The sequence below is a fragment of the Jatrophihabitans cynanchi genome (genome assembly GCF_027247405.1).
GTDB classification, from domain to species: Bacteria; Actinomycetota; Actinomycetes; order Mycobacteriales; family Jatrophihabitantaceae; genus Jatrophihabitans_B; species Jatrophihabitans_B cynanchi.
The window spans coordinates 1,050,191-1,076,753 of sequence record NZ_CP097463.1 but is presented as its reverse complement, the minus strand read 5'-3'; the positions used below and the strand labels follow the sequence as shown (position 1 = coordinate 1,076,753).

General features: G+C 71.5%; 24 protein-coding genes and 3 tRNA genes. 17 read left to right on the top strand and 10 right to left on the bottom strand.

Annotation, left to right across the window (positions count from 1 at the left end; translation table 11 throughout):
• Positions 1-30: 30 nt before the first annotated feature.
• The 3 genes from M6B22_RS05275 (at position 31) to M6B22_RS05265 (ending at position 2,284) form a co-directional block, all read left to right on the top strand.
• Positions 31-675, top strand: a complete 645-nt coding sequence (locus tag M6B22_RS05275; RefSeq protein ID WP_269444731.1) for a rhomboid family intramembrane serine protease — start codon at positions 31-33, stop codon at positions 673-675.
• 65 nt (positions 676-740) lie between these two features.
• A complete protein-coding gene (murI, locus tag M6B22_RS05270) occupies positions 741-1,526 on the top strand; it encodes a glutamate racemase (protein ID WP_407935643.1) in 786 nt (261 codons plus the stop codon).
• Positions 1,523-2,284: an MBL fold metallo-hydrolase gene (locus tag M6B22_RS05265; RefSeq protein WP_269444729.1), complete on the top strand. Its 762-nt coding sequence runs from the start codon at positions 1,523-1,525 to the stop codon at positions 2,282-2,284. The genes murI and M6B22_RS05265 overlap by 4 nt, the downstream gene beginning before the upstream one ends.
• 6 nt (positions 2,285-2,290) lie before the next feature.
• Here the strand turns inward: M6B22_RS05265 and M6B22_RS05260 are convergent, their stop codons facing one another.
• Complete coding sequence (locus tag M6B22_RS05260) at positions 2,291-2,911, bottom strand: lysophospholipid acyltransferase family protein (RefSeq protein ID WP_269444728.1); 621 nt, start codon at positions 2,909-2,911, stop codon at positions 2,291-2,293.
• A gap of 25 nt (positions 2,912-2,936) precedes the next feature.
• The gene (locus M6B22_RS05255) at positions 2,937-3,341 is read right to left on the bottom strand and encodes a YjbQ family protein (protein ID WP_269444727.1); all 405 of its coding nucleotides are present in this window, start codon (positions 3,339-3,341) and stop codon (positions 2,937-2,939) included.
• Between the two features lie 74 nt (positions 3,342-3,415).
• Between M6B22_RS05255 and M6B22_RS05250 the strand changes: the two genes are divergently transcribed.
• A complete protein-coding gene (locus M6B22_RS05250; protein WP_269444726.1) occupies positions 3,416-6,628 on the top strand; it encodes a BTAD domain-containing putative transcriptional regulator in 3,213 nt (1,070 codons plus the stop codon).
• On the opposite strand, the gene M6B22_RS05245 is transcribed toward M6B22_RS05250, so the two are convergent.
• Complete coding sequence (locus M6B22_RS05245; RefSeq protein WP_269444725.1) at positions 6,629-7,468, bottom strand: ABC transporter permease; 840 nt, start codon at positions 7,466-7,468, stop codon at positions 6,629-6,631.
• A 55-nt stretch (positions 7,469-7,523) separates the two neighbouring features.
• On the bottom strand, positions 7,524-8,480 hold the full coding sequence (locus tag M6B22_RS05240; protein ID WP_269444724.1) for an ATP-binding cassette domain-containing protein: 957 nt from the start codon (positions 8,478-8,480) through the stop codon (positions 7,524-7,526).
• Between the two features lie 151 nt (positions 8,481-8,631).
• Between M6B22_RS05240 and M6B22_RS05235 the strand changes: the two genes are divergently transcribed.
• Genes M6B22_RS05235 through rdgB form a run of 3 tightly spaced genes read left to right on the top strand, consistent with a single transcriptional unit; the run spans position 8,632 to position 12,468 of the window.
• Positions 8,632-11,139, top strand: coding sequence for a hypothetical protein (locus tag M6B22_RS05235; RefSeq protein WP_269444723.1), 2,508 nt, complete (start codon positions 8,632-8,634; stop codon positions 11,137-11,139).
• Between the two features lie 10 nt (positions 11,140-11,149).
• Complete coding sequence (gene rph, locus M6B22_RS05230) at positions 11,150-11,872, top strand: ribonuclease PH (protein WP_269444722.1); 723 nt, start codon at positions 11,150-11,152, stop codon at positions 11,870-11,872.
• A complete protein-coding gene (gene rdgB / locus M6B22_RS05225; RefSeq protein WP_269444721.1) occupies positions 11,869-12,468 on the top strand; it encodes an RdgB/HAM1 family non-canonical purine NTP pyrophosphatase in 600 nt (199 codons plus the stop codon). Before rph ends, rdgB begins: the two co-directional genes overlap by 4 nt.
• 483 nt (positions 12,469-12,951) lie before the next feature.
• Here rdgB and M6B22_RS05220 read toward each other — a convergent pair whose 3' ends face one another.
• Positions 12,952-13,146, bottom strand: coding sequence for a hypothetical protein (locus tag M6B22_RS05220; RefSeq protein WP_269444720.1), 195 nt, complete (start codon positions 13,144-13,146; stop codon positions 12,952-12,954).
• 140 nt (positions 13,147-13,286) lie between these two features.
• Here M6B22_RS05220 and M6B22_RS05215 point away from each other — a divergent pair, with 140 nt between their 5' ends.
• From M6B22_RS05215 to M6B22_RS05205, 3 genes are read left to right on the top strand one after another with little or no spacing between them, the layout of a single operon-like run.
• Positions 13,287-16,115: a helix-turn-helix transcriptional regulator gene (locus M6B22_RS05215; protein ID WP_269444719.1), complete on the top strand. Its 2,829-nt coding sequence runs from the start codon at positions 13,287-13,289 to the stop codon at positions 16,113-16,115.
• A gap of 33 nt (positions 16,116-16,148) precedes the next feature.
• On the top strand, positions 16,149-16,871 hold the full coding sequence (locus tag M6B22_RS05210; RefSeq protein ID WP_269444718.1) for a PIG-L deacetylase family protein: 723 nt from the start codon (positions 16,149-16,151) through the stop codon (positions 16,869-16,871).
• 48 nt (positions 16,872-16,919) lie between these two features.
• Positions 16,920-17,504 (top strand): VOC family protein, encoded by a 585-nt coding sequence (locus M6B22_RS05205; protein ID WP_269444717.1) that lies wholly within the window; start codon positions 16,920-16,922, stop codon positions 17,502-17,504.
• 65 nt (positions 17,505-17,569) lie between these two features.
• Here M6B22_RS05205 and M6B22_RS05200 read toward each other — a convergent pair.
• Positions 17,570-17,643: transfer RNA gene (locus M6B22_RS05200), tRNA-Lys, on the bottom strand.
• Here M6B22_RS05200 and M6B22_RS05195 point away from each other — a divergent pair.
• Entirely contained in the window at positions 17,620-17,976 is a 357-nt protein-coding gene (locus M6B22_RS05195) for a hypothetical protein (protein ID WP_269444716.1), read from the top strand. The two genes, M6B22_RS05200 and M6B22_RS05195, sit on opposite strands and share 24 nt — an antisense overlap.
• Positions 17,977-18,451: 475 nt before the next feature.
• Here the strand turns inward: M6B22_RS05195 and M6B22_RS05190 are convergent, their stop codons facing one another.
• Complete coding sequence (locus M6B22_RS05190) at positions 18,452-19,564, bottom strand: hypothetical protein (RefSeq protein ID WP_269444715.1); 1,113 nt, start codon at positions 19,562-19,564, stop codon at positions 18,452-18,454.
• A 252-nt stretch (positions 19,565-19,816) separates the two neighbouring features.
• A tRNA-Lys gene (locus M6B22_RS05185) sits at positions 19,817-19,889 on the bottom strand.
• A gap of 137 nt (positions 19,890-20,026) precedes the next feature.
• Between M6B22_RS05185 and M6B22_RS05180 the strand changes: the two genes are divergently transcribed.
• Together M6B22_RS05180 and M6B22_RS05175 are read left to right on the top strand one after the other, a co-directional pair.
• Positions 20,027-21,043, top strand: coding sequence for an aldo/keto reductase family protein (locus tag M6B22_RS05180; RefSeq protein ID WP_269444714.1), 1,017 nt, complete (start codon positions 20,027-20,029; stop codon positions 21,041-21,043).
• Positions 21,044-21,099: 56 nt separating this feature from the next.
• Positions 21,100-21,633, top strand: a complete 534-nt coding sequence (locus M6B22_RS05175) for a DUF4395 domain-containing protein (protein WP_269444713.1) — start codon at positions 21,100-21,102, stop codon at positions 21,631-21,633.
• Between the two features lie 78 nt (positions 21,634-21,711).
• On the opposite strand, the gene M6B22_RS05170 is transcribed toward M6B22_RS05175, so the two are convergent.
• Positions 21,712-21,787 (bottom strand) — tRNA-His (locus M6B22_RS05170).
• A 28-nt stretch (positions 21,788-21,815) separates the two neighbouring features.
• On the bottom strand, positions 21,816-22,433 hold the full coding sequence (gene orn, locus M6B22_RS05165) for an oligoribonuclease (protein ID WP_269444712.1): 618 nt from the start codon (positions 22,431-22,433) through the stop codon (positions 21,816-21,818).
• 62 nt (positions 22,434-22,495) lie between these two features.
• Between orn and M6B22_RS05160 the strand changes: the two genes are divergently transcribed.
• From M6B22_RS05160 to hutI, 4 genes are all read left to right on the top strand, one after another.
• Positions 22,496-22,807 carry a 4a-hydroxytetrahydrobiopterin dehydratase gene (locus M6B22_RS05160; RefSeq protein WP_269444711.1) on the top strand — a complete coding sequence of 104 codons (312 nt, stop codon included), beginning with the start codon at positions 22,496-22,498 and terminating at the stop codon, positions 22,805-22,807.
• Between the two features lie 76 nt (positions 22,808-22,883).
• Positions 22,884-24,077, top strand: coding sequence for an allantoate amidohydrolase (locus M6B22_RS05155; protein ID WP_269444710.1), 1,194 nt, complete (start codon positions 22,884-22,886; stop codon positions 24,075-24,077).
• Entirely contained in the window at positions 24,074-25,387 is a 1,314-nt protein-coding gene (locus tag M6B22_RS05150) for a formimidoylglutamate deiminase (RefSeq protein WP_269444709.1), read from the top strand. The genes M6B22_RS05155 and M6B22_RS05150 overlap by 4 nt, the downstream gene beginning before the upstream one ends.
• A complete protein-coding gene (hutI, locus tag M6B22_RS05145) occupies positions 25,384-26,547 on the top strand; it encodes an imidazolonepropionase (protein ID WP_269444708.1) in 1,164 nt (387 codons plus the stop codon). The genes M6B22_RS05150 and hutI overlap by 4 nt, the downstream gene beginning before the upstream one ends.
• The last annotated feature ends 16 nt before the right edge of the window (positions 26,548-26,563 follow it).

Sequence of the window (26,563 nt, the reverse complement as noted above, 5' to 3'; positions counted from 1 at the left end):
CGTACGCGCCCATCGCGTTAGGCTGCGCCGGTGAGCCAGTCGCTGCGCGAGCGCTTCCACGACGCGTGGGAACGCAACGCACCCGAGCGCCGTGCCGGCACCGAGCCGGCCTTCGACCCCACCAGCTGGGGCGGCGCGATCATCATCATGATCGGCTTCGGCGCGGTGCTGTGGATCGTCACGGCGATCAACGCGGCGAACGACTACTCGCTGAACCGGTTCGGCCTGCGGCCCCGCGAGGTCGACGGGCTCTGGGGGATCGTGACCCAGCCGTTCCTGCACGCAAGCTACGGCCACCTGCTCTCCAACACCGTGCCGGTCGTGCTGATCGGCTGGGCGCTGTTGCTGTCCGGCGTGCGTACCTGGCTGATCGTGACCGCGGTGGTGATCGTGCTCGGCGGCGCGGCCACCTGGCTGGTGGCGCCGGCCGGGCTGATCGTCGGCGCGAGCGGCATGGTGTTCGGCTGGCTCGGCTACCTGCTGGCCCGCGCCTACTTCTCCCGGAAGGTGCGCTGGATCGTCACTGCCGTCCTGCTGCTGATCTTCTTCGGGACGTTCCTGGGCAACCTGCTGCCGACCTACTCGCAGGTGTCCTGGCAGTCGCACGTGTGCGGCTTCGTGGCCGGCGTCGCCGTGGCGGCCGTCTTGCATCCGCGCCGGGCGCGCCGGGTGTGAGAGCGTTTCCGCAGCGCCCGTATCCTGACGCGGTGAGTTTTCCGGACGTCAATGCGCCGATCGGCATGATGGATTCCGGCGTCGGCGGCCTCACGGTCGCCCGCGCCGTCCTGGACCAGTTGCCGAACGAGCAGCTGCACTACGTCGGCGACACCGCGCACAGCCCGTACGGCCCCAAGCCCCTGGCCGAGCTGCGCAGCCTCGCGCTCGGGATCATGGACGAGCTGGTCGACAGCGGTGTGAAGGCGCTGGTCATCGCGTGCAACTCGGCGAGCTCCGCGTGCCTGCGTGACGCGCGTGAGCGCTACGAGGTGCCAGTGGTCGAAGTGATCCTGCCGGCGGTGCGGCGCGCGGTCGCAGCCACGCGCAACGGCAAGGTGGGCGTCATCGGCACGGTTGCCACCGTCACCAGTGGAGCCTACGAAGACGCGTTCGCGGCAGCGTCCGGCGTCGAGATCGTCAGCGCCGCCTGCCCGCAGTTCGCCGAGTTCGTCGAGCGGGGGGTGACCAGCGGGCGGCAGTTGCTCGGGCTGGCGGAGGCGTACCTGGCGCCGCTCAACGCGGCCGGCGTGGACACCCTGGTGCTGGGCTGCACGCACTACCCGTTGCTCACCGGCCTGCTGTCGGTGGTCATGGGCGATGAGGTGACGCTCGTGTCCAGCGCCGAGGAGACGGCCAAGGACGTCTACCGGGTGCTGACGCGCACCGGGCTGCTGCGTCCGGACGACGCGCCGCCGCCTCGTCACGTGTTCCGCGCGACGGGCCCGTCGGAGGCGTTCGAGAGACTGAGCCACCGCTTCCTCGGCCCCGAGGTGACGGCCCTGCGCCCGGCCTACGGAGGCCATTCATGAAGCTGACGGTCCTTGGCTGTTCGGGCAGCGTGCCCGGACCCGACTCGCCGGCGTCCGGGTACCTGCTGCAGGCCGACGGGTACACGCTGCTGATCGACCTCGGGCACGGCGCGTTCGGCGCGCTGCAGCGCTACGTCGACCCGACCGCCGTCGACGCCATCATCATCAGCCACCTGCACGCCGACCACTGCATCGACCTGACCGCCTACGTCGTCGCGCTGCGCTACGGCGCCGGCTCCCGGTTCCGGCTGGCCGGGCCCGAGGGCCGGATCCCGCTGATCGGCCCGGCCGGAACGCGCGATCGCCTCGAGGCCGCGTACGACCCGTTGGCCCGCAAGCTCGCGCTGCGGGAGCTGTTCGGGTTCTCCACACCGAGCGATGGCGAGCTGGGGCCGTTCACGGTGTCGTACGCGGGCATGAACCATCCGACGCCGACGAACGCGGTCCGGATCGCGCACGCGGGCCGGTCGCTGGTGTACTCCGCCGACACCGGCGAGAGTGAAGCGCTGGTCTCGCTCGCCAAGGGCACCGACGTGCTGCTGTGCGAGGCCTCCTTCGGCCCGGACGACGAGTACGTGCCCGACCTGCACCTGACCGGACGGCAGGCCGGCGAGCACGCGGACCGCGCCGGGGTGGAGCGGCTGATCCTCACCCACGTGCCGCCGTGGGTGTCGCCGCAGCTGCAGGCGACCGAGGCGGCCGTCGCCTTCGGCGGCCCGATCGAGCTGGCCCGTGCCGGTGCCGAGTTCGTGATCTGAGGCTCGTCAGCGGCCGACCGGCGGCGCCTCGGCGCGGATCTCGGCGAGCAGCCGGATCATCAGGGCGGCCGACGGCTCGTCCGGCTTGCGCTGCCCGCCGGCGGGACGGAAGAAGTGCACGGCGATGCGGGTCCCACCCGGTCGCCAGACCGGCCCGGCCGTCCCGGTCACCCGCGCGCACACGATGACCGTGTCCGGGACGGCTCGGACCAGGCGGCCGGCGCCGCTGCGGGCCTTGAGGACCTTGCCGCGTGATCGGGTGCCCTCGGGAAAGACGCCGATGCAGCCGCCGTCGCGCAACACCTGCTCGGCGGCGGCCATCGCGGCCATGTTGTTGCGGCCCCGCTCGATGGGGATCTGGCCCATGTTGTCCAGGACCTTCGCGACCAGCGGGTTCTTCCAGAGCTCGGCCTTGGCGAGCGCGCGCACCTGGCGCCGATGGCGGGCCGCGTACGCGATCGTGACCGGGTCCCAGTTGCTGTCGTGGTTGGCGACGAGCAACGTCGGACCGTGGGTGGGCAGGTCCTCGGTGCCGGTCACCCGGATGCGGGACCACAGCATGAACGGCGTGGTGGCGCCGACCACGAGCCGGTAACCGATGGGCAGCGGCGCGGGTGTCGCAGACATGGGGCCATCATCGCGCACCGCGCGCTCAGCCGGGCAGGAAGCTGAGCCGCACCTGCCGCTCGGCGTTGTCGACGTTGGTGTCGACGAGGCAGACGGACTGCCAGGTGCCGAGCTGCAACCGGCCGCCCAGCACCGGAACGGTGATCGACGGCGCGAGGAACGCCGGCAGCACGTGATCGCGGCCGTGACCGGCCGAGCCGTGGCTGTGCCGCCACCGGTCCTCGCGGGGCAGCAGCGTGTCGATCGCGTCGAGCAGGTCGGCGTCGCTGCCCGCACCGGTCTCCAGGATCGCGACGCCCGCGGTCGCATGCGGCACGAACACGCTCAGCAAGCCGTCCGACTCGCTGCTCACGAAGCGGGTGCACGCACCGGTGAGGTCGTGCACTGTGGGGCGTCCGCCGGTCCGTACCGCGATCGTTTCGCTGCGCATCGGCCCATCCTGCCGCGACGTCCGGCCGCACGCCCCTCGCCCCGGGTGCGACCGCCGCGTGCAAGAGTGAACGCGTGCAAGTGGGGATCCTCGGGCCGCTGGAGGTACGGCGTGACGACGGGGCGCCGGTGGATGTGGCCGGCGCCCGGCTGCGTGCTCTGGTAACCCGGCTGGCCCTGGACGCCGGACGCCCGGTCACTGTAGCCGCGCTCGTGGACGCGGTGTGGGGCGACGCTCCGCCTACCGACGAGGCCAATGCGCTGCAGACGCTTGTGTCCCGGTTGCGCCGCACCCTCGGCGACGCCACGGCCGTCGGGCAGTCCCCGGCCGGCTACCGGCTGGCCGTCGACCCGGGCGATGTCGACGCGCGACGTTTCGAACGGCTGACCGCGGAGGGAGCCGCCGCGCTGCACGCCAACGACGCCGATCGCGCCGCCGAGTTGCTGTGCAGCGCTCTCGCGTTGTGGCGCGGCCCGGCCCTGATCGACGGCGGTGCGGCCGTGGCGGCCGATGCGACCCGGCTGCACGACCTGCGCCTTGCCGCGGTGCTCGACCGACTGGATGCCGACCTGGCCCTCGGGCGCGCCGCAGCGGCGGTCACCGAGCTCGACGCGCTGGCGGCGGACTACCCGCTGCACGAAAGGCTGGCCGGCCAGTTGATGCGCGCCCTGGCCGCGACCGGCCGGCAGGCGGAGGCACTCACCAGCTACGAGCGGCTGCGGTCGCGGTTGGCCGACGAGCTCGGTGTCGATCCGGCGCCGGAGTTGCAGGCGATCCACCTGGCGGTGCTGCGCGGCGAACTGGGCAGCGCCGCGCAGCCGAAGCTGCCGGAATCGCCGACGAGGCGCACCAACCTCAGGGCCCAGCTGACCAGCTTCGTCGGTCGCGACGACGAGGTGGCCCGCATCGGCAAGTCGCTGGAGCAGAGCCGGCTGGTGACCCTGGTCGGACCCGGGGGCGCCGGCAAGACCCGGCTGGCCGCCGAGGCTGCGACTCAGATCCTGGACACCGCGCCGGACGGGATCTGGTTCGTCGAGCTGGCCTCGGTCACCGACGCCGCCGACGTGCCCCAGGTGATCCTCGGCTCGCTCGGGCTGCGCGAGGTCGTGCTGCTGGAGCAGCGCAGCCGCCCCTCGGCACGCGACGCGATCGGGCGGGTGCTGGACGCGCTGGCCGACAAGCAGACCGTGCTCGTGCTGGACAACTGCGAGCACCTGATCGACGCAACGGCCCGGCTCACCGACCAGCTGCTCGCCGAGTCGCCCGGGCTGCGGATACTGACCACCAGCCGCGAACCGCTCGGCATCTTCGGCGAGACGTTGCTCGTGGTGCCGCCGCTCGGCCTGCCGCAGCCCGATGTCACCGCGAGCCAGGCGCTGGCGTTCCCCGCGGTGCGGCTGTTCGCCGACCGGGTCGCGGCGGCGCGCCCGGACTTCGCCCTCGACGACGAATCGGTCGCCGTCGTCGCCGAGATCGTGCGCCGGCTGGACGGGCTGCCGCTGGCCATCGAGCTTGCCGCCGCGCGGCTGCGGACCATGCCGTTGCTCGAGGTGGCCGAGCGACTCTCCGACCGCTTCCGGCTGCTTACCGGCGGCAGCCGCACCGCGATGCCGCGGCACCGCACGCTGCGTGCTGTCGTCGAGTGGAGCTGGGACCTGCTCACGGCCGGCGAACGGGTGCTCGTCGAGCGGCTCGCGGTGTTCCCCTCCGGCGCCACGCTGCGCAGTGCCACGGCCGTGTGCGCCGACGACGTGGTGCCCGCCGACGACGTGATCGACCTGCTCGCCTCGCTGGTGGACAAGTCGCTGCTGCAGGTGAACCGGAGCGGCCGCTACCGGATGCTGGAGACGATCCGCGAGTACGGCATCGAGCGGCTCGCCGAACGGGACGAGCTAGCCCCGATACGAAGCAGGCACGCCGACTTCTTCGCGGACCTGGTGCGCGAGGCGGACCAGCGGCTGCGTACCGCTGACCAGCTCCCGTGGATCGAGCGCCTGAACGAGGAACGCGACAACGTGCTGGCCGCGTTGCGCTACCTCGGTGATGAGGGCCGGGCCGACGCGGCGCTCGAGCTGGCCGCCGGCGTCGGCTGGTTCTGGATGCTCACCGGTGCCCATTCGGAGGCCGCGATCTGGCTGCGCTTCGCACTGTCGGTGGAGGGCGTCGCCGAGGTGGAGGCGCACAAGCGGCTGATGATCGAGACCATGCTGGCGGTCAACTCCGCAAACGGCCCGCAGGTGATGGACGCCGAGACCCTCGAGGCCGGCATGGCCCGGCTGATCGACCTCAACGAGCGATTGGAAGCGGTCGACCCGCGTGCCGCGCCGCTGCTCGCGCTGCTGCGGTCGGTGATCGCGCTGTTCAGCGGTGACGAGGCGTTGATGCAGCGGCGGATCCAGGACGCGATCGGTTCGGGGGACGAGTGGGTGGCCGCGTCGGCGGTGATGTTCCGCGCGAACATCGCCGAGAACGATGGTGACGTCGCGTCGATGCGGGTGGACACCGAGCGCGCGCTGGACACCTTCGTCCGCCTCGGTGACCGCTGGGGGATGGCGTCGTGCCTGCAGACGCTCGGTCTGATCGAGACGAACGAGGGGGATCTGGCCGCGGCCCTGGCTCACTTCCAGGACGCGCTGCGTTACGTGGCCGAACTGGGTGCCAGCGACGACGAGGCGTGGCTCAACATGCGGCTGGCCGACGTATACGTGCGGCTCGACGACCTCGCGGCCGCGCGCACCTGTGCCGAGCGTGCCGCCGAGCTGAGTTCGGCCGGCGGGTCGATGCGCGAGGCGATCTTCGGGCGGGTGCTGATGGCCGAGATCGCCCGCCGCACCGGCGACTTCGACGCGGCGCGCACGCTGCGCGAGGAGGCGCTGGAGCGGCTGCGCACGATGCCGCGCGGACATCCGATGCAGGGGCACGGACTGGCAATGACGCTGGCGATCGTGGCCAAGCACGAGTTGATCGACGGCGACGTCGAGCTGGCGCGGGAGCGGCTGATCGAGGCGTACGAGACCGCGCTCGGCACCCGCGACATGCCCATCGTGGCCGCCGTCGGCGTGGTCGGGGCGCAGTTGGCGGCCCATGACGGCGACGACGTGCGCGCCGCGCGGTGCCTGGGCGCCGCCGCCCGGCTGCGCGGCGCGGACGACCCCACCGGACCGGACATCGCCGAGCTCACCCCGCTGCTGCGCGATCGCCTCGGCGACGCCGGGTTCGAGCGGGCCTACGCGGCCGGCAAGGGCCTCGGGCGCGAGGACGCGCTCGAGGCCCTGACGCCACGCTGATCAGGTGCGGCGCCGGTAGGCGCGCATCGCCAGCGGCACGAACACCACCAGCAGCCCGGCCATCCACAGCAGCGTCCAGCCGACGTGCCCGGCCACCGGGCCGCCGACCGTCATGCCACGCACCGCGCCCACCAGGTGTGAGATCGGGTTGACCTTGACGAACGCCTGCATCCAGCCCGGCATCGTCGAGGTACTGACGAACACGTTGCTGCCGAAGGAAAGCGGCAGGATGAGCAGGAACATCACGCCCTGCACGGAGCCGGGGGTGCGCGCCTTCATCCCGACCCACACCGAGATCCAGCAGAAGCACAGCGCGAACGCGATGGCCAGTGCGACGGCGGCGACGACCGCGAGAGGATTCGTCGTGATCCGGAAGCCCATCACGTAGCCGAAGCCGAGGAAGATCACGCACACCAGCAGGTAGCGGAAGAAGTCGGCGAGCACCGCCCCGACCAGCGGTGCCGACCGTGCGATCGGCAGCGAGCGGAACCGGTCGAACACGCCCTTCTCGATGTCGGCGTTCATGTTCTGGCCCAGCGCGACCGACCCGAGCGCGATGCCCTGGCCGAGCAGGCCGGGCAGCAGGTACTGCAGGTAGTCGTGCCGCGAGCCCCCGCTGATCGCGCCGCCGAAGACGTACACGAACAGCAGCAGGAAGATGATCGGCTGCACGGTGACGTCGATCAGCTGCTCCGGTGTGCGCGCCGTCTTGATCAGGTTGCGCTTGGCGAGCACCAGCGCGTGCCGCAGCGTGCGGAACTGCGGTGCGGCGGCGTCCGTCTCGGCGGCGGCGGCCGGCGGAGCGGGCCTGGAGTACTTGTTCATGGTCGTCGCACTCATGCCGGGCCCCCGTGGGAGTGCGGAGCGTTCCGTGTCGAGCAGTGTCGTGTGGTGTTCATGCAGCTGGCTCCTGATCGTCTTCGGTGCGGGCGCCGGTGAGGGTGAAGAACACCTCGTCCAGGCTGGGCAGGTGCAGCGAGAACTCGGTGACCCGGATCCCCGCCTCGTGCAGCCGGGTGAGGGCGGCCGGCAACAGCTCGTCGTCGTCGACGGTGACGGTCAGCGAGTGCCGTCCCTCCGGTTCGGGGGTGTTGCCGGTGAGCTCGGCCAGGATCTGGCCGAGCGGCTCGTAGTGCGCGGGGTCCACCGGGCGGGCGGTGAGCCGCTGCCCGCCGACCACCCGCTTGAGTCCGTCCGGCGTGTCGTGGGCGATCACCCGGCCGTGGTCGATCACGGTGATGTCGTCCGCGAGCGCGTCGGCCTCGTCCAGGTACTGGGTGGTGAGCAGCACCGTCGACCCGTCGTTGACCAGGCTGCGGACCACCCCCCACATGTCCTCGCGCTTGGCCGGGTCGAGTCCGGTGGTCGGCTCGTCCAGGAAGATCACCGGCGGCCGCCCGACCAGCGACGCGGCCAGGTCCAGCCGCCGCCGCATGCCGCCGGAGTAGGTCTTGGCGATCCGGCTGGCTGCGCCGGTGAGGTCGAACCACTCGAGCAACTCGGTGGCGCGGCGCCGGGCGGCGGTGGTCGACAGGTCGAGCAGCTGCCCGATCATCACCAGGTTCTGCATGCCGGTCAGGTCCTCGTCGACGGAGGCGTACTGGCCGGTCAGCCCGATGTTCTGGCGCACCTTGAGCGGCTCGCGCAGCACGTCGTAGCCGGCCACCCGCGCGGTACCGGAGTCCGGGCGCAGCAGCGTGGCGAGGATCCGGACGGCTGTCGTCTTGCCGGCTCCGTTCGGGCCGAGGACGCCCAGGACGGTTCCCTCGGCCGCGGACAGGTCGATGCCGGCCAGCGCCTGGGTATCACCGAATCGCTTGGTGAGTCCTTCTGCTTCGAATGCGTTCGTCATGGCTGCGACAGTGCCCGGTGGCCCTGGTAGCGGGCGCACGTGCGGCTGACACGCGCTGACACGGCCGGACAACGCGTGCCAGCCGGTGCGTGCTGCTGGTTCGCGTCGCACCCGGGCGCTAGGTTGCCGGCAACTGCAGGGAGGCGAGCCGATGCAGGTGGACGAGGTCATCGAGCTGCGGGTGCACGGCGTCTCCGGCACGCCTCCGGAGGAGTTGCTCGACCGGCCCCTGGTCGAGCGGGTGGCCGGCAACGCGGTCGCGGGCTTCTACCGGCCGCGGCTGGCGGCCGAACGGACCGACAGCTGGCCCGCCGGCGATCCGCAGCCGACGGTGCGCGGCCCGCAGTTGGAGGGGTACGTCTGGGGCGGGCTGACCTCGGGAGCGCCGTCGCGTGCGTTCTGGCTGCTGCTGCTGCCGTTCACGCTGATCAACGTGGCGCCCCGGATGCGTCCGGCCGACCCGAGCGGCCCGATGACGGCCGGCGCGCGCAACCGGCTCTGGCTGCTCTGGTTCACCTGCCGGCTGCTGGCGCTGACGCTGACCGCCGTGCTGGTCACCGCGTTCGCCGGGATCGGCGTGGATCTGGTCGGCTGGCAGTGCGGCGGCGGGTCGCGCGGGCGCTGCGCTCAGGCATCCCCGGGGTGGATCTTCGACCACATCACGGCCTGGTCGACCGCGCACCGGCTGGCGATCGGCGTGCTGCTGCCGCTGTTCGCGGTGCTGGTGCTGTGGTGGATCAGCAAGCGCACGGTCACTCGCTATGAATGCACGCCGTCGCCGCTGGTCGACCTGACGACGCCGCACCCGGCGTGGGACCGGCTCGATCCGCCGGAGGCGTCCGAGGTCGGGCTGGGCTCGCGCTGGATGTGGGAGAACGACCACCCGGTACGGCGGCTGCGCGCGCTGCACGTGCAGGTTGCGCTCGCCACGACGCTGTGGTTCGTCTCGGCGCCGCTGGCCACGCCGCTGCGCTGGGCCGACGGTGTCGTGGCGGCCGTCATCGCCGGCTGTGCGGTGGCCGCGATCTGCGTCCCGTCGTTCACCGGGCACCGCGCCGACCTGCGCTGGCAGCGCGCGAGTTACGTGACCTGGGGTGTGCTGTTCGCGACGTACGCGGCAACGCTGGCCTGGCTGGTGTTCGTGCCGGACGCGGTGGACGGGCGGTACGCCAGCGCTGCCGCCCTGCCCAAGTTCGGCGACACCCTGCTGGTGCTGCTCTTCGTGGAGTTGGTGTTGCTGCTGGTGCTCGCGGTCACAGTGGCGGGGGCGAAGGCGAGTGCCGGCCGGCGTGTCGTCGTGGGTGAACCGGGCCCGCGCCCGGGTGTCGGCGGCTACGGCACCGCGGTGCTGGCGCTGATGGCGGTTTTCCTCGCCTCGGTCTTCACCGCCGGCGTCTACCTGTACGCGGCGACGTGGCTGCGCACCGGCTCGCTCAAGCCCGGGTTCGGTGAGGTGTCTCGCGTCTCGCGCGCGTTCACGGTGCCCGAGCCGATCCTGGACGCCGCCTTGACGTTCGCGGTGTCGGTCGGCGTGTTCCTCGCGGCGGTGCTGGCCGCGGTGGTCGCCATCGCCGTCGCGCTGCACCGGCTGAAGCCGACGTCCGCGCTGCTCGTGCCGGACTCGTTCACCACCGACTACCCGGGCCGGCCGAACTCCGGCCGCGGGCGGGCGGTCCTGCGCGCGTTCTGGTTCGGTCGGGTGGTCGACGTCGCGGGCACGGTGATCGGCGTCCTGATGCTCGCCGGCGCGGTGTTCAGCTACGCCGTCGCGGGCGTCCTGTTCGCCGAGCATGCCTTTGGTGCCGGAGCTGCGGCCCGCTGGCTGCTGGACACCCGGCACAGCGCGGGGATCGGCGCGTTCTTCACGCCGTCCTCGCTGCAGGGCACCGGCGCCTACCTCGTGGTCATCTCGCTGCTGCTGCTGGTCGGGCTCGGCGCGACCGCGTTCCGCCTGGGCCCGACCCGCCGTTCCCTCGGCATCTTGTGGGACCTCGCCTCGTTCTGGCCGCGCCAGGCGCACCCGCTGGCCGCTCCGTGTTACGCCGAGCGCACGGTGCCCGAGCTGGTGTACCGGATGCGCTGGCACACCGGCAACGGCACCGGCGTCGTACTCGCCGCGCACAGCCAGGGCACGGTGCTCGGCGCGGCCGCCGTGCTGCAACTGCGCACCGGCGACGCGTTCGAGCCGGAGGATCCGGTACTGCCTCGGGTCGGGCTGCTGACCTTCGGCTGCGTGCTGCGCCGCCTGTACGGGCGGTACTTCCCGGCCTACTTCGGGCCGCGGACGCTGCGCGACCTGCGGACCTCGCTGCGTCGTGGCCCGGACGATCAGCGGTGGCGCAATCTGTGGCGCTACAGCGACTACCTGGGTGGCCCGGTGCTGTCCGGGCCGCCGCCGGCGGTCGCGCCGGCGTGGGAGCCGGGTGCGGCCGAACCCGTGGGACCGGGCGGGCTGACGCTGGACCTGCACCTGATCGACCCGCCGTACGACATCGCGCCCGGCGACACCGTGCACCCTGCCGCGCTGCGGCACTCGTCGTTCTGGGCCGTGCCACAGTTCCAGCGTGCTGTGGTGCGGGTGGCCGGGCTGATCGATTCGCCCGGCCGGCGGAAGGCGTCGGACGTGGTCCCGACCGGCGCAGACAGGCCGCCCGTTTAGGCTCGTGGGCATGTCACGCCCAGACGGCCGCGCGGCCGACCAGCTCCGTCCGATAACGATCACACGCAACTGGCAGGCGTACGCCGAGGGTTCGGCGCTGGTCGAGTTCGGCGAGACGAAGGTGCTCTGCGCGGCCTCGGTCCAGCAGGGGGTGCCGCGCTGGCGCAAGGGCAGCGGGCTGGGCTGGGTCACCGCCGAGTACGCGATGCTGCCGCGCGCCACCCTCACCCGCAACGACCGCGAGTCGGTCAAGGGCCGGATCGGTGGTCGCACCCACGAGATCTCGCGGCTGATCGGCCGCTCGTTGCGTGCCGCGATCGACCTGTCGGCGCTCGGCGAGAACTCGATCGCGATCGACTGCGACGTGCTCCAGGCCGACGGCGGCACCCGCACCGCGGCGATCACCGGCGCTTACGTCGCGCTCGCCGACGCGGTGTCCTGGCTGCGTGCGAAGGGTGCGCTGGCGCGTCCCGAGCCGCTGGTCAACTCGATCAGTGCGGTGTCGGTCGGCGTCATCGACGGCGAGCCGCGGCTGGATCTGATGTACACCGAGGACGTGCGTGCCGAGACCGATATGAACGTGGTCGTGACCGGAACGGGGGAGTTCGTCGAGGTGCAGGGCACCGCCGAGGGCACCCCGTTCCGCCGCGATGAGTTGGACGCGCTGCTCGACCTCGCTGTTGCCGGTTGTGCCGACCTGGCGAAGTTCCAGCATGAGGCGCTCGCTTCGTGACTCGGGTACTGCTTGCCAGCCGGAACGCGAAGAAGCTCGCCGAACTGCGCCGGATCTTGGCACCGTCGCTGCCCGAGGTCGAGGTGCTCGGGCTGGACGACGTCCCGCCGTACGACGAGGTCCCGGAGACCGGCGCCACGTTCGCCGACAATGCGCTGCTCAAGGCGCGTGAGGGGTTCGCGCACACGGGGTTAGCCACGGTCGCTGACGATTCGGGGCTGGCTGTCGAGGCGCTCAACGGCATGCCGGGCGTGCTCTCGGCGCGCTGGTCCGGGCGGCACGGTGACGATCTGGCCAACCTGGAACTCGTCCTGGCCCAGTTGGCGGACACTCCGGACTGTCGGCTCGGCGCAGCCTTCGTCTGCGCGGTCGCGTTCGTCGATGCGCACGGCGAGGTGGTGGTGGACGGTCGGATGGACGGTCGCCTGGTGCGTACTCCGCGCGGGCAGAACGGCTTCGGCTACGACCCGATCTTCGTACCTGCGGGGCTGGAGTTGACCAGCGCCGAGTTGGATTCGGACCGCAAGGATCAGATCAGCCATCGTGGCAACGCGCTGCGCGCGCTGGTGCCGCACCTGCTCGATCGTCTGCCGTAGCAGCGCTGTATCGCAATCGATCTCGCTACCGGACCGGTCGAGATCGATGACGAAGATCCGGTTGCCGCCTGGCGACTGCGCCGACGGCAAGGTATTCCAGTGCTGACAGCACTTTTCTGCATGTTTCTCGGCCAATACCGGACAAACCGCGTTGGCAGGTACGCACCGGACGCCCGGGCTTGACCGAGCCGGGCGCACGCTCGTACCGAGCAGAGCAAGCCGAACCGAACTCGGCATTCACTCGCGCCAGCAACAGCGAGTGCAAACCGCGGCGGAACGCGACGCGGCAGCGCGACCCGACGCGGGTCGCCGCGCCGGCCGTGGCGTTGGCAGCGACCTACCTGGAGCCGCACCGGGACGCACGGCGAGGCCGTGCGCATGCGCACGGCCTCGCCGGCTCCCCCTTGGCCGAGTGCTCCTCTCGAGGTCGGTCTGCGCCTGTCCTGGTGCCGCAGGCCGACCTCGAGTCCCTCCCAGCTCTCGTCAGGCGGATACTTCGCTGAGTGGCTCGGCGGCTGCCTCGGTTCGGGGCCGCACTCCGTCCAGCAGCGCGGACAGCTCCAGCCAGCCTTCGAACGGCTGAAGAACGCCGTCGTCGGTGGCCAGGGCGCCCCGAATGCCGTCGTCGGTGGGCTCGAGTTCGAGAACGATCCGCCGTCCCTCCCGGGTACCGCTCATGGCCCAGAATCTTGCCGGGTGCACGCGCCTGGCACGCTAGGGCTGCACCCGAGGATTTGCGGCTTCAGTGAACATCTGCCGCGCCGATAGTTCGTTGCACGAAGTGTCGCGTTCCCGATGGTTTACGAAGGACGGTGATCGTGTTCCCTGCGGCCGGCTCGGACGCACCCCCGGTGGGGCGCGATCAGGAGCTGGCCCGGCTGCACGTGCTGGTCGAGTCGGTGGCGGCGGGCGACGGCAGCGCGCTGCTGATCGAGGGTGCCGCCGGGATGGGAAAGTCCGCCTTGGTGCGCGCTGCGGCCAGGACTGGCGAGCGCTCCGGATTGCACGTGCTGAGCGCCCGGGCGATCGCGACCGAGCGGGACTTCCCGTACGGCGTGGCCATCGCGCTGTTCGAGCGTGCCCTGGCCCCGGCCGGGTCGAGCGAGCGGGCAGCGCAGTTCGCCGGCGCCGCCGAGCTGGTGTCGCCGCTGTTCCGTGGGCTGCCGGTGGCCGACGGTGAGCGTTCGACGTTCGCCATGCTGCACGGCCTGTTCTGGCTGGCTGTGAATCTCGCGCAGAGCCGGCCGCTGCTCCTGTGCGTCGACGACCTGCACGCCGCGGACGAGGGCTCGCTGGGCTTCCTGGCGCACCTGACCGCGCGGCTGGACGAGCTGCCGATCGGGCTGGTGGCTGCGACACGGCCGCCGGCAGGGGAGGAGCACGACCCGGCGCTGGCGACCGTGCGCGCAGAGCTCGGCCGAAACCGGCTGACGCTGTCTGCGCTGCCGCCCGCCGCGGTCGCCGAGATCGTGCGGGCCAGGATGTCGGACGCCGACGACGAACTCGTTGCCGTCTGCGCTGACGTCACCAAGGGCAACCCGTACTACATCCACGAGATGCTGCGCGCGCTGGCCGATGACGCCCCCGTCCCGTCCGCCGACCTCGGCCAGCGGCTGCGGGACGTGGGATTCGCGACGATCAGCCGGGCGGCGCTGTTCCGGCTGGGACGGCTCGGTTCCAGCGCGATCGCCCTGGCGCGCGCGCTCGCGGTACTCGGGGACGGCAGCCAGCTGCGTCTCGTCGCCGCCCTCGCCGAGGTGCGACCGGACGTCGCGGCGCGGACCGCGGACGTGCTCGTCGCCGAGGAGATCGTGATGGCCGGGCGCGCACTGGAGTTCGTGCATCCGCTCATCGGCCAGTCGATCGAGCAGGAGCTGGCGCCCCAGCAGCGCGGTCGGCTGCACCTGCGCGCGGCCCGGCTGCTGTCCAGCGAGGGCGCTGCCGCATCGCTGGTGGCCGCGCACCTGGTGCGAGCACCCGCAGCAGCCGACCCGTGGGTCGTCGAGGTGTTGCGGGCCTCCGCCGAGCATGCCCGCCGCGGCGGGCTGCCCGCCGTCGCGGTGCGGGAGTTGAGCCGAGCGCTGGAGGAGCCTCCCCAGGCCGAGCAGCGCCCGCTCGTGCTTGCCGAGTTGGGTGCTGCCGAACTCGCAGCCGGCGCGCCGGGCGCCGTCGAGCACCTGACCCAGGCGACCGAGCTGCACAGCGGCGCGGAGCGGGTGGCGCTGCAGCGCACGCTGGCCCGTGCGCTGGCCGCGCAGGGCAACCGCCTCGGCGCGGCGAAGGTGCTGGAAGCGGCGCTGGACGAGGTGGCGTTGAGCGCCCCCGCGCTCGAGGACGAGGTGATCAGCGACTACCTGGTGAACTCGATGTTCGACCCCGGGTCGCGCCAGCGCGCCGTCCGGCGGACCGCCCGGCTGCAGCGCTCGGTACCGGGCGGCCGGACGGCAGCGGAGCGGTCGCTGCTCGCCGCGATGGCGTTGCGGTCGGCGCAGGACGCCGAGGGCGCGCGCCGGTCGGCCGCGCTGGCCAGGCGCGCCTGGCACGACGGGGATCTGCTGGACGACCAGGGCGTCGACGGCACCGGCTGGTTGATGGTGGTCTGGGCCTACCAGCTGTGCGACGAACTGCAGGCGGCAGCGCACGTGGCGTCCACGGTCCTGCAGCGTGCCCGCGAGAGCAGCTCGATCGACGCGTTCGCGTCGGCAAGCTACACGCGCGGGCGCACCGAATTCGACCTCGGCCGCCTCAACGAGGCGCAAGCCGACATCGAGCAGACCATCGCGGCGGGCGAATCCGGATGGGCGCGGTTCCAGGAAACGGCGTACGCCCTGTGCGCGATCATCCAGGTCGAGCGCGGCGAACTGGAGAATGCGGCGACGAGCATCGATGCCGTGTACCGCCCGGACATGGTCGGCGGCATGGAGCGCGCCTGGCTCGCGTTCGCGCGCGGGCGCCTGGAGCTGGCCCGCAACCGCCCGTCCGATGCGCTGTTGCAGTTCCTGCGCGCCGGCAACTGGCTGAGCGACGAGCTCGCCGTCGAGCACAGTGCGCTGCCGTGGCGCGACTTCGCGGGCCGTGCGGCGTTCGCGATCGGCGAGCCGGACCGGGCGCGCAAGCTCGCCGAGCCGCTTGCCGCGCTCGGGGAGCGGGCCGGGTTGCCGGTGATCCGCGCGCGCGGGCTGCGGGTGCTCGGCTTGCTCGAGCCGGGTGACGTCGGGATCGCGATGCTCCGCGAGGCGTCGGCGTTGTTCGGATCGGCCGGAGCGGCGCTGGATCAGGCCGAAGTGCTGATCGACATCGGCGCGCGGCTACGGCGCGGCGGTGACCGCGCGGCCGCCCGGCCACCGCTGGCGACTGCGCTCGATCGGGCCGCGGCGCTCGGGGCGGTCCGACTTGCCGAGCTCGCCAGGCAGGAGCTTGCCGCGGCGGGCGCGCGACCGCGGACCGAACGGCGCAGCGGGCCCGATGCGCTGACGCCCAGCGAGCGCCGGGTCGCGCGCCTGGCCGCTGAGGGGCTGTCGAACCCGCAGATCGCGCAGGCCCTGTTCGTGACGCCGAAGACCGTCGAGTACCACCTACGGCACGCCTATCAGAAGCTCGGCATCACCGGCCGGGGCGGGCTGTCCGCGGCGTTGGCCGAGGGATGACCGCCGCCGCCTGGACCGCGTAGGTTTGCTCGCATGGCGGACTTGGAACCGGTCGACGAGTCATGGTCGTCGGCGCTGGCGATCGTGGCGCATCCCGACGACCTGGAGTACGGCACCGCGGCGGCGATCGCCCGCTGGACGGCGCAGGGCAAACGGGTCGTGTACGCGCTGGCAACGAGCGGTGAGGCGGGCATCGACGGCCTGGCGCCGGAGGACGCCGGTCCACTGCGCGAGCAGGAGCAGCGCGCCTCGGCCGCGATCGTCGGTGTCGACGTCGTGGAGTTCATGGGACATCAGGACGGCATGCTGGAGTACGGCCTCGCGTTGCGGCGAGACGTCGCGCGCGCCGTGCGCCGACACCGTCCCGACGTGGTCATCACCGGGAACTACCACGACTCGTGGGGACCGGGCATGCTCAACCAGGCGGACCACATCGCGCTGGGACGTGCCGTGGTCGACGGCGTGCGCGATGCGGCGAACCGGTGGGTGTTCCGCGAGCTCCTCGACGAGGGGCTGGAGCCGTGGCACGTGGCGCAGGTGCTGGTGGCCGGATCGCCGGCCGGCAATGTCGCGGTTGACGTCACCGACCACTTCGACGCCGGCGTCGCCTCGCTCGAAGCGCATGCGCAGTACCTGGCCGGGTTGGGCGATCACCCGATGGCCGAGCCGCGCGAGTTCCTCGAGTCATTCGCGCGGCAGACCGGTGCCGCGCTGGGCTGCACGTTCGCGGTCGGCTTCGAAGCGTTCGCGTTCTGAGACGTCGCGGCGCTGTCTGCTCACGCCGTCGCGGCGTACCGTCGAGCCATGTCGGACACCGTGTACTGGCGGGGTGTCAACCATCTCGCTCTCGTGACTGCGGACATGGACGCGACCGTGCGGTTCTGGCACGGCGTCCTCGGCGCGCGGCTGGTCGCCACGATCGGCACGCCGGCGTTCAAGCACTACTTCTTCGACATCGGCGAGGGCAACACGGTCGCCTTCTTCGAGTACACCGACCAGCATCTGGACGAGTACGCCAAGCCGGCCGGGGTCCCGTACGACAAGGCCTCCCAGTTCGACCACCTGTCGCTCAACCTGCCGGACGAGGAGGCGTTGCTGCGGCTGCGCGAACGGCTCAAGAGCCACGACTGCGAGGTCACCGACGTGGTCGATCACGGCTTCATCCGCTCGATCTACTTCAGCGACCCGACCGGCATCGCGCTCGAGGCCTCCTGGTGGGTGCTGGATGCGACCGGGCGACCGGTCGACTACCGCGACGAGCGGCTGTTTGCCGACGCCGAGCCGGTTGCCGCCGTCCGGGAACTGCGCGAGGCGGGCCGGCTCGCCCGTACCGTGTCGACCAAGCTGGTCGACGGGATCATCGAGGACACCTACCGCACCGGCGTCTGACATCGCCGGCGCACGCAGCGGTCGGGAACGACGAAAGCCCCCGAGACTCGGGGGCCTTCATCGTGTGCGCCATCAGGGACTCGAACCCCGAACCCGCTGATTAAGAGTCAGATCGGTGCAGCCGAACACGATCAACGGCTGGAGCAGTTCGGATGGCTGCGAGCAGGTCGTCGGTCAGTGCGGCGCAGGCCGCAGCAACCACGGCGGGATCGCCGAGGTCACCTTCCTCTCGTCCGGCCATGACCGCACCGATGCTCTCGGCGGGGGCGAAAAGGGACGACAAGTAGGTCAACGCGTCGCGCGTGACAGGGCCGGCCAACTCGTCGGCGACCAACCGAGTAAGGCTGGCGGCCAGAACGTCGGTCTCGATCGCGACGAGCAGTCGGTACACGTCGTAGGCGTCCTTGTCTACGAGGCGTTCGGGATTCCTGTCCGACCGTTCACCGAGCTTGTGCAGCTTTGCCACGAGTAGTGCGGCCGGACCGGCCACTCTCGCTTCGACCACGCGGTCGTCGCGCGGATCTAGTGCACGGATCGTCGTTACCGCCTTGTCCACCACGGCGGCTTCGAGGCCAACGGCGCGGCGCATCGCCCGCTTGTCGTGCGGTGGGGCTTCGACACTGCGACTGCCCTTGCCGGCGATGGCTTCCGGCACCATGAGGTCGATCGGGACGCCGTCCGCGCTCAACCACGAACCGGGTTGGCCCTTAGCGGGGTCGAGGTGGAAGCCACCATCACGCATGGCTTCTTCAATGAGCGGGCTGTCACTGAGGGAGCGCAGGTCGATCCCGAGGTCACTGTCCTTCGTCGCCTCGGGAACGGCAACAGGTGCGCCTCCGGTGTGCAGGTAGATCGCCTGCGAACCGATGACGACAATCGCGTCTCGGTGTGGACCGAGGGCGATCAAGGCATCGAGCAGTACCGACCTCGCGCGGATGAGCAGATTCTCACCGTCGCCAGGCCGACTCATTTTTCTCCATCCAGTCGAGTAGCGCGCGCGCCTGCTCGGCGCCACGGCCGGGCGCAGTCAGCAGGTCGACCACTGCCTGACTCGGCGCGACGATCGTGACGCCGTCTAGTTCTTGCGTGCGCTCGAAGACGGCATCCGCCCTGGCGCTGGTGATCAACACGTTGGCCCCCGCGTCGACGGCTCGCAGGTTGAGCGCGTCCACGATGTCTTGAACCCGCTCGGCATAGATCATTGCGTTCTTCGCCGGGGCGTACGCCTCCCACTTCGGCGTTGCCAGCGAGGCGGTCACCGCGTAGCGGCCGGTCGTCTTGGTGCTCTTGAGCTTCGCGAGGCGTTGCATCAGATCGGGGAGCCCACGAGGGGCCAGGAAGGTTGCCGCGGCGCCGGACTTGGCGAAGCCGAAGTCTTGGGACCACCGCTCCAGGAGTGCCCGCCATTGCACCTCTTGCACGCGACCGTCGGCGGATCGCGTGAGGAAGCCTTGTTCCTCGATGAACTCAACAGCGCGATAGGTATTGCCGCTCGGTGTGCCGGCGAGCTTCATCAGTTGCGGGACGGTGTAAGGCGGTTCGTAGTCTGCGAGCGCCCGCACGATCCGCGCTGCGGACGGGCCGGTGAGATTGCCTCTCGGGCGTCCTGGCCCGCGCCACGGGTCTTTCTGTGCGCCGACATCACGCAGGAAGAGCGCGGGCTCGTCGAGTGAGATGCGGACGTTACCGGTGGCGTCGGCGTAGGGGACGTTTCGCTCGGCTAACCAGGCCCGCAATGGCGGTGCGAGGTAACGGGCGACGACAAGTGGTCTCGGCAATGTTGAGTTCGAGCTGGGGGCAGTATCGGCGATCGCGAGATTGATGCCGGCGACGAGCGGGTCGAGGTCTTTCGTGACCAGGCTGCGGCGCACCTCGGCGTAGAGCCTGCCCTGCTGATTGCGTGGCCCGGTGAGGATGACGACTGCGTCGCCGCGGAACCGTCCCGGAGTGATCGCGCGCTGGGTGCGGGCGTCCCAGGCCGTCGGTAGGCGCTTGTTCAGCTCGCCGAGCGCTATACACAAGATCTCGGCTTCGCTTGTCAGGGCTGCGGCGGTGGTCACACCGGGTTTCCTCCGTTCGGCTCCGCTCTTCCGGAAACCCTACGCTTCCGTTTGCGACGGAATCAAGGGATTTCCGGAAGTAAGTCAGTTCCGCATGCAGCGGAACCTGGCAATAAATGGAAATCGCCGCGACGCCGCTACCGCGACGAATTGCTGCCTGTCGACGGGATCATCGAGGACACCTACCGCACCGGCGTGTGAACCTGCGGGGTGCGTGGGCCCGGAAGCCCGATCGTCCGAGTTCGTGGTGGGTGCGCCATCAGGGACTCGAACCCCGAACCCGCTGATTAAGAGTCAGCTGCTCTGCCAATTGAGCTAATGGCGCGTCACGCGACACCGGCCCACCGAGGCGGGCCGAGCACCGACTTTAGCACGCTGGCGCGCGCCGTCCGGACACAGTTGCGGTCGCGGCAGCGGCCCGCCCGCGGTCGCCGCCTCCGGGGGCTGGTGTTGGATGGGCTCATGGAATTTCGTCACCTGGGCAACTCAGGAATGCAGATCTCGGAGATCACCTATGGCAACTGGTTGACGCACGGATCGCAGGTCGAGAACGACGTCGCGACCCAGTGCGTGCGTGCCGCCCTGGACGCCGGCATCACCACCTTCGACACGGCGGACGTCTACGCGAACGGCCGGGCCGAGGAGGTGCTCGGCGCCGCCCTCAAGGGCGAGCGGCGCGAATCGCTCGAGGTGTTCACCAAGGTCTACTGGCCGGTCGGTCCCGATCCCAAGGGCAAGAACGACACCGGGCTGTCCCGCAAGCACATCCTCGAGGGGATCAACGGGTCGCTGCGTCGGCTGCAGATGGACTACGTCGATCTGTACCAGGCGCACCGGTACGACTCGTTCACTCCGCTCGAGGAGACGATGCAGGCGTTCGCCGACGTCGTCCGCGCGGGCAAGGCGCTATATATCGGGGTCAGCGAGTGGAGGGCGGAGCAGATCCGAGCCGCGCACGGCCTCGCCCAGCAGCTCGGCATCTCGCTGGTGTCCAGCCAACCGCAGTACTCCATGCTGTGGAGGGTGATCGAGGGCGAGGTCGTCCCGGCCTGCGAGGAGCTGGGCCTCGGGCAGATCGTCTGGTCGCCGATCGCGCAGGGCGTGCTGACCGGCAAGTACCAGCCGGGACAGGCCCCGCCGGCCGGCTCGCGGGCCACGGACGAGAAGGGCGGCGCGAACATGATCAAGCGCTGGATGGACGACGACGTCCTCACCCGCGTCCAGGGCCTCGCGCCGATCGCCGGTGATCTCGGGCTGACCATGGCGCAGCTCGCCGTCGCCTGGGTACTGCAGAACCGCAACGTCTCCGCCGCACTGGTCGGGGCGTCGCGCCCGGAGCAGGTCGCCGAGAACGTCAAGGCGGCCGGCGTCACGATCCCGGACGACGCGATGCGGCGTATCGACGAGGTTCTGGGCGACGTCGTCACGTCCGATCCGTCGATCGTCGCGAAGTCGGTGCCCGCGCAGCGCGTGATCTGAGCCGGACGCTGTTGTCGTCGCGGAATCAGCATCGGGGCCAGGCAGTTGCAGCAAACATGAGCATCGGCGCGGGCACCACAGAATCGTCGGCCGGACGGGTCGTATTCGCGTTCCCCAACCCGGTGAACGAGAAGGCGGCCCGCGTGGTTGCGGGCGGCGTCGTGGCCCTGGCCGTGTTCACCCTGGTGTTGAGTCTGACGTCCGACGACGGGTGGCTGTGGTTGACCGTCGTCCTCGCGCTCGGCTTCCTGGCCCGCGTGCTCACCGGTCCGACGCTGAGCCCGCTCGGGCAGCTGGCGACGCGGGTGATCGCGCCGCGGCTCGGCGAGCCGAAGCTCGTCGCCGGGCCACCGAAGCGGTTCGCGCAGGCGATCGGCCTCGTGGTGACCGGAGCGGCGGCCGTGGCTACCGCCTTCGGCGGCTACGGACTGGCGCAACTCCTGCTCGGCGTGATCATCGTGGCCGCGACCCTGGAGTCGGTGTTCGCGCTCTGCCTCGGCTGCGTGGTCTTCGGCGTGCTGATGCGGGCCGGACTCGTCCCGGAGGAGACCTGCGAAGCCTGCGCGAACCTGGCGTTGCCGCGCGGGTGACCGCCGTGCTCGTGCTTGGGGTGAGTGACGGGGCTCGAACCCGCGACGGGCTCTGCACCGCAACCAGGTGCTCGTGCTTGGGGTGAGTGACGGGGCTCGAACCCGCGACATCCTGGACCACAACCAGGTGCTCTACCAGCTGAGCTACACCCACCATGTCGGCCCGCGGGGGCCGAGCCGGATCAGTCTACCTGGCCGCCGGTAGTGCCTAATACCGCCTGCGCGGCCGCCTTGGCCTCGTCCAGGGTCGGGCCGGGCGGCGGCACGAACAGCGTGCGCCGGTAGTACTGCAGCTCCTGGATGCTCTCGGTGATGTCGGCGAGAGCCCGGTGGGCCAGTCCCTTGTCCGGCTGGGACTGGTAGACGCGCGGGTACCAGCGTTTGGCGAGCTCCTTGACCGAGCTGACGTCGATCATCCGGTAGTGCAGGTGCTCGTCCAGCGCGGGCATGTCGCGGTTGAGGAAGCCGCGGTCGGTCGCGATCGAGTTGCCGCACAGCGGCGCCACCCGCGCTTCCGGCACGTGCTGCTTGACGTAGTCCAGCACCCGTTTCTCGGCCTCGCCCAGGGTGATCGTCGAGGCCCGGACCGCGTCGGTGAGCCCGGATGTGGCGTGCATGTCCCGGACGAACGGCACCATCGTGTCCAGGACGTCGTCGGCGACGTGGATGACGAGGTCCAGCCCCGCGTCGAGCGTGTTCAGCTCGGCGTCGGTGACCAGCACGGCGACCTCGATGAGTGCGTCGCGCGCGAGGTCCAGCCCGGTCATTTCACAGTCGATCCACACCAGCGGGTTAGTCACGGGGACTGAGGCTATACGGCGGAGTTACCGTGGGAGTTTGCCCCGTCCGGACGGAGACTCCCATGGCTCGCGAACGGCTCAGCCAGCAGGACATCGAGACGGCGCTGGCCGGCCTGAACCCGGGCTGGCAGGGCGGCCCGGAGAAGCTGACCCGCTCGATCGAGTTCGCCGACTTCCCTACCGCCGTCGAGTTCGTGAACCGGATCGCACCGCGGTGTGAGGAGATCGACCATCACCCCGACCTCGCGCTGCGCTGGCGCTGGGTCGACATCGAGCTGTCGACGCACAGCTCCGGCGGCGTCACCGACCTGGACACGGCGCTGGCGGGGATCGTCGACGAGGTCGCCGGCGGCCTGCCGCTGGCCACGCAATAGCGCCGCGTCTGGGATCCCGGACGCCGCCCGGCGAGTCGTGCTGGCCCGCTGCGCCCGCACGGTGTGCGATGGAGCGGTGAACCAGGGCACCTTCGACCGGCTGTGGGGCGAGCTCGAGCCGATCGGCCGCGACGGCGCGTCCGGCGGGTACCGGCGCTTCGCACTGACCGCCGAGGACGCCGCGCTGCGGGAGTGGTTCGCCGCCGCGGCCGCGGCGCGCGGGCTGGACCTGGTGCTCGACCGGGCCGGCAACCAGTGGGCCTGGTGGGGCGATCCGGACCTGCAGCCGGGTGTGGCGATCGGCTCGCACCTGGACTCGGTGCCGGACGGTGGTGCGTTCGACGGCCCGCTCGGCGTGATCTCCGCCTTCGCCGCGCTGGATGCCTTGCGTGCCAAGGGATTCACGCCGGACCGGCCGATCGGGGTGGTCAACTTCGGCGACGAGGAGGGGGCCCGCTTCGGGGTCGCCTGCGCGGGCTCGCGCGTCATCACCGGAGCGCTGAGCCCCGAGCGAGCCCTTGGGCTGGCCGATGCCGACGGCGTCACGATGGACGAGGCGCTGCAGCGGGCCGGCCGGGTAACCGAGGAGCTCGGCCGGGACGAGGACGCCCTGCGCCGGGTCGGCGCGTTCGTGGAGTTGCACGTCGAGCAGGGGCGCGGCCTCGTCGACCTCGGCCGCCCGGTTGCGGTGGGGTCCGGCATCCGGCCGCACGGGCGCTGGCGCATCGAGCTACCCGGCCGTGCCGATCACGCCGGCACGACGCGCCTCGCCGACCGCGACGACCCGATGCTCGCGCTCGCCGCGGTGATCGTGCAGGCGCGGCACGCCGCCGAGCGGCACGGCGCCGTCGCCACCTGCGGCAAGGTGCGGGTGCAGCCGAACGGCGTGAACGCGATCCCGTCCCTGGTCACCGCCTGGCTCGACGCACGCGGAAGCCGGCGCGACGCGGTCGCCCAGGTGGTCGCCGAGGTCCGGGCCGTGGTCGAGGCGCAAGGCGGCTCGCTCTCCGAGGAGTCCTGGACGGAGGCGACCGGCTTCGACGTGCCGCTCACGCACCGGTTGGCCGCACTGCTCGACAACGCGCCCGTGCTGGACACCGGTGCGGGCCACGACGCCGGCGTCCTCGCCACGGCCGGCGTCCCGACGGCGATGCTGTTCGTGCGCAACCCGACCGGGGTTTCGCACTCGCCGGCGGAGTTCGCCGAACGCGACGACTGCCTCGCCGGCGTCGCCGCGCTGACCGACGTCGTCGCCGAGCTGGCGCGATGAAGTACCACGCCGCGCACGCGCTGCTGCCGAGCGGATACGCGCGCGACGTGCTGTTCGACGTCGACGGGGCGACGTTCGCCGCGGTCGTCCCGGACTCGGCGGCCGGCGATGCGCGACCGCTGCCCGGTTTGGTGCTGCCCGGCTTCGCCAACGCGCACAGTCACGCGTTCCACCGGGCGCTGCGCGGCCGGACCCACGACGGTGGCGGCACGTTCTGGACGTGGCGCGAGCGCATGTACGCGATTGCCGGGCGCCTCGACCCGGACAGCTACCTCGCGCTCGCCCGGGCCACGTACGCCGAGATGGCGCTGGCCGGGGTGAGCACGGTCGGCGAGTTCCATTACCTGCACCACGCGCCGGCCGGGACGCGGTATGCCGACCCGAACGCGATGGCCGAGGCGCTGCGCGCGGCCGCGGCCGACGCGGGTGTGCGGATCACACTGCTGGACACCTGTTACCTCAGCGGCGGACTGACCGCCGACGGGCATCGTCCGCTCGACCACGTCCAGACCCGGTTCGCCGATCGCGATGTCGACGACTGGGCCGAGCGCGCGGGACGGCTGCGCGAGTCATCACGCCTGCGGGTCGGGGCTGCGATCCACTCGGTGCGCGCGGTACCCCGCGCGGCCCTGGCGACCGTACGAGCGGTCGCGGGGGATCGCCCGTTGCACGCGCACGTGTCCGAACAGCCCGCCGAGAACGAGGCGTGCGAGGCGTTCTACGGCTGTACCCCGACCGAGCTGCTCGCCGACGAAGGCGTGCTCGGGCCGATGATGACCGCGGTGCACGCGACCCACCTGTCCGAGCAGGACATCGCGCTGCTCGGCCGCGCGAGTGTGCACGCGTGCTTCTGCCCGACCACCGAACGGGACCTTGCCGACGGGATCGGACCGGCACGCGAGCTGCTCGACGCGGGTGCGCGGCTCTCACTCGGCAGCGACCAGCACGCGGTGATCGACCTGCTCGAGGAGGCCCGCGCGCTGGAGATGCACGAGCGGCTGGCCACGCTGCGTCGCGGGCGGCTGCGACCGGCCGAGCTGATGAGCGCGCTCACCGCGCACGCCTCGCTCGGTTGGCCGGACGCCGGCCGGCTGGAGCCCGGCGCGCGCGCTGACCTGGTCGCGGTTCGGCTGGACTCGGTCCGGACCGCGGGGGCCCTGCCGGAGCAGGCGATCCTCGCAGCCACCGCGAGCGACGTCGACACCGTGCTCGTCGACGGCGAGGTCGTCGTCAGCGGTGGTCGACACCGGCTGGGCGATGTAGGCGCGTTGCTGGGCAGCGCGATCGAGCCGTTGTGGGGGCAGTCGTGACCCCGCGCGCGACGCTGATCACCGGCATCGGCGAGCTCGTCACCAACGACCCGGCCGTGGGCGACGGATCAGCGCTGGGTGTGCTGTCCGGTGCTGCGATCGTCGCCGCCGAGGGCCGGATCGCCTGGCTGGGTGCGGCCGCGGACGCGCCGGCGGCCGACGAGCGCACCGACCTGGCCGGGCGCGCGGTCATCCCCGGGTTCGTCGACTCGCATGCCCATCTCGTGTTCGCTGGTGATCGCGCCGCCGAGTTCGCCGCGCGGATGAGCGGAACTCCTTATGACGGCGGGGGGATCGCGACCACCGTCGCGGCCACGCGGGCGGCATCCGACGGCGAGCTTCGCACGCTGCTGACCGCTCGCGTCGCTGAGCTGCGTGCCCAGGGCACCACCACCGTCGAGATCAAGAGCGGTTACGGGCTGTCGGTGCAGGACGAGGTGCGCGCGCTCCGGCTGGCCGGCGAGGTGACCGCCGAGACCACCTTCCTCGGCGCGCACGTGGTGCCGGCCGGGGTGGACCGCGACGCGTACCTGCACCTGGTCACCGGCGAGATGCTGACCGCCTGCGCGCCGCTCGCGCGGTGGATCGACGTGTTCTGCGAGCCGGCCAGCCCGCATGCGTTCGACGGTGACGAGGCGCGTGCCGTGCTCACCGCGGGGGCCGCGGCCGGGCTCGGGCTGCGGGTGCACGGCAACCAGCTGTCCGCCGGCCCGGGCGTCCGGCTGGCCGTCGAGCTGGGTGCGGGCAGCGTGGACCACTGCACCTACCTGACCGGCTCCGACGTCGACGCGCTCGCCGCGGGCGACACCGTCGCGACACTGCTGCCCGGGGTCGAGTTCTCGACGCGCTCGCCCTACCCGGACGCCAGGCGACTGCTCGATGCGGGCGTGACCGTGGCCCTCGCCACCGACTGCAACCCGGGCACCTGCTACTCGTCCTCGATGCCGTTCGTGATCGCGCTCGGCGTGCGAGAACTGCGGATGACGCCGGCCGAGGCGTTGTGGGCGGCCACTGCAGGCGGGGCCGCCGCGCTGCGCCGGGCCGACGTCGGCGTGCTGCGGGTGGGCGCGAGGGCTGACCTCGCCGTGCTCGACGCGCCGTCGTACCTGCACCTGGCGTACCGGCCCGGCGTCCCGATCGCCCGCGCGCTGACCGTGTGATCGCCGCATTCACCAC

What these genes read in the sequence shown, in the direction of transcription:
- M6B22_RS05255 (WP_269444727.1), bottom strand. Translation starts at nt 3,341, where the DNA reads ATGCGCAGCGAAACGATCGCGGTACGGACCGGCGGACGCCCCACAGTG.
- M6B22_RS05235 (WP_269444723.1), top strand. Translation starts at nt 8,632, where the DNA reads ATGCAGGTGGACGAGGTCATCGAGCTGCGGGTGCACGGCGTCTCCGGC.
- M6B22_RS05260 (WP_269444728.1), bottom strand. Translation starts at nt 2,911, where the DNA reads ATGTCTGCGACACCCGCGCCGCTGCCCATCGGTTACCGGCTCGTGGTC.
- M6B22_RS05150 (WP_269444709.1), top strand. Translation starts at nt 24,074, where the DNA reads ATGAAGTACCACGCCGCGCACGCGCTGCTGCCGAGCGGATACGCGCGC.
- M6B22_RS05220 (WP_269444720.1), bottom strand. Translation starts at nt 13,146, where the DNA reads ATGAGCGGTACCCGGGAGGGACGGCGGATCGTTCTCGAACTCGAGCCC.
- M6B22_RS05180 (WP_269444714.1), top strand. Translation starts at nt 20,027, where the DNA reads ATGGAATTTCGTCACCTGGGCAACTCAGGAATGCAGATCTCGGAGATC.
- M6B22_RS05245 (WP_269444725.1), bottom strand. Translation starts at nt 7,468, where the DNA reads ATGAGTGCGACGACCATGAACAAGTACTCCAGGCCCGCTCCGCCGGCC.
- rph (WP_269444722.1), top strand. Translation starts at nt 11,150, where the DNA reads ATGTCACGCCCAGACGGCCGCGCGGCCGACCAGCTCCGTCCGATAACG.
- M6B22_RS05175 (WP_269444713.1), top strand. Translation starts at nt 21,100, where the DNA reads ATGAGCATCGGCGCGGGCACCACAGAATCGTCGGCCGGACGGGTCGTA.
- M6B22_RS05160 (WP_269444711.1), top strand. Translation starts at nt 22,496, where the DNA reads ATGGCTCGCGAACGGCTCAGCCAGCAGGACATCGAGACGGCGCTGGCC.
- M6B22_RS05210 (WP_269444718.1), top strand. Translation starts at nt 16,149, where the DNA reads ATGGCGGACTTGGAACCGGTCGACGAGTCATGGTCGTCGGCGCTGGCG.
- murI (WP_407935643.1), top strand. Translation starts at nt 741, where the DNA reads ATGATGGATTCCGGCGTCGGCGGCCTCACGGTCGCCCGCGCCGTCCTG.
- M6B22_RS05265 (WP_269444729.1), top strand. Translation starts at nt 1,523, where the DNA reads ATGAAGCTGACGGTCCTTGGCTGTTCGGGCAGCGTGCCCGGACCCGAC.
- M6B22_RS05240 (WP_269444724.1), bottom strand. Translation starts at nt 8,480, where the DNA reads ATGACGAACGCATTCGAAGCAGAAGGACTCACCAAGCGATTCGGTGAT.
- M6B22_RS05205 (WP_269444717.1), top strand. Translation starts at nt 16,920, where the DNA reads ATGTCGGACACCGTGTACTGGCGGGGTGTCAACCATCTCGCTCTCGTG.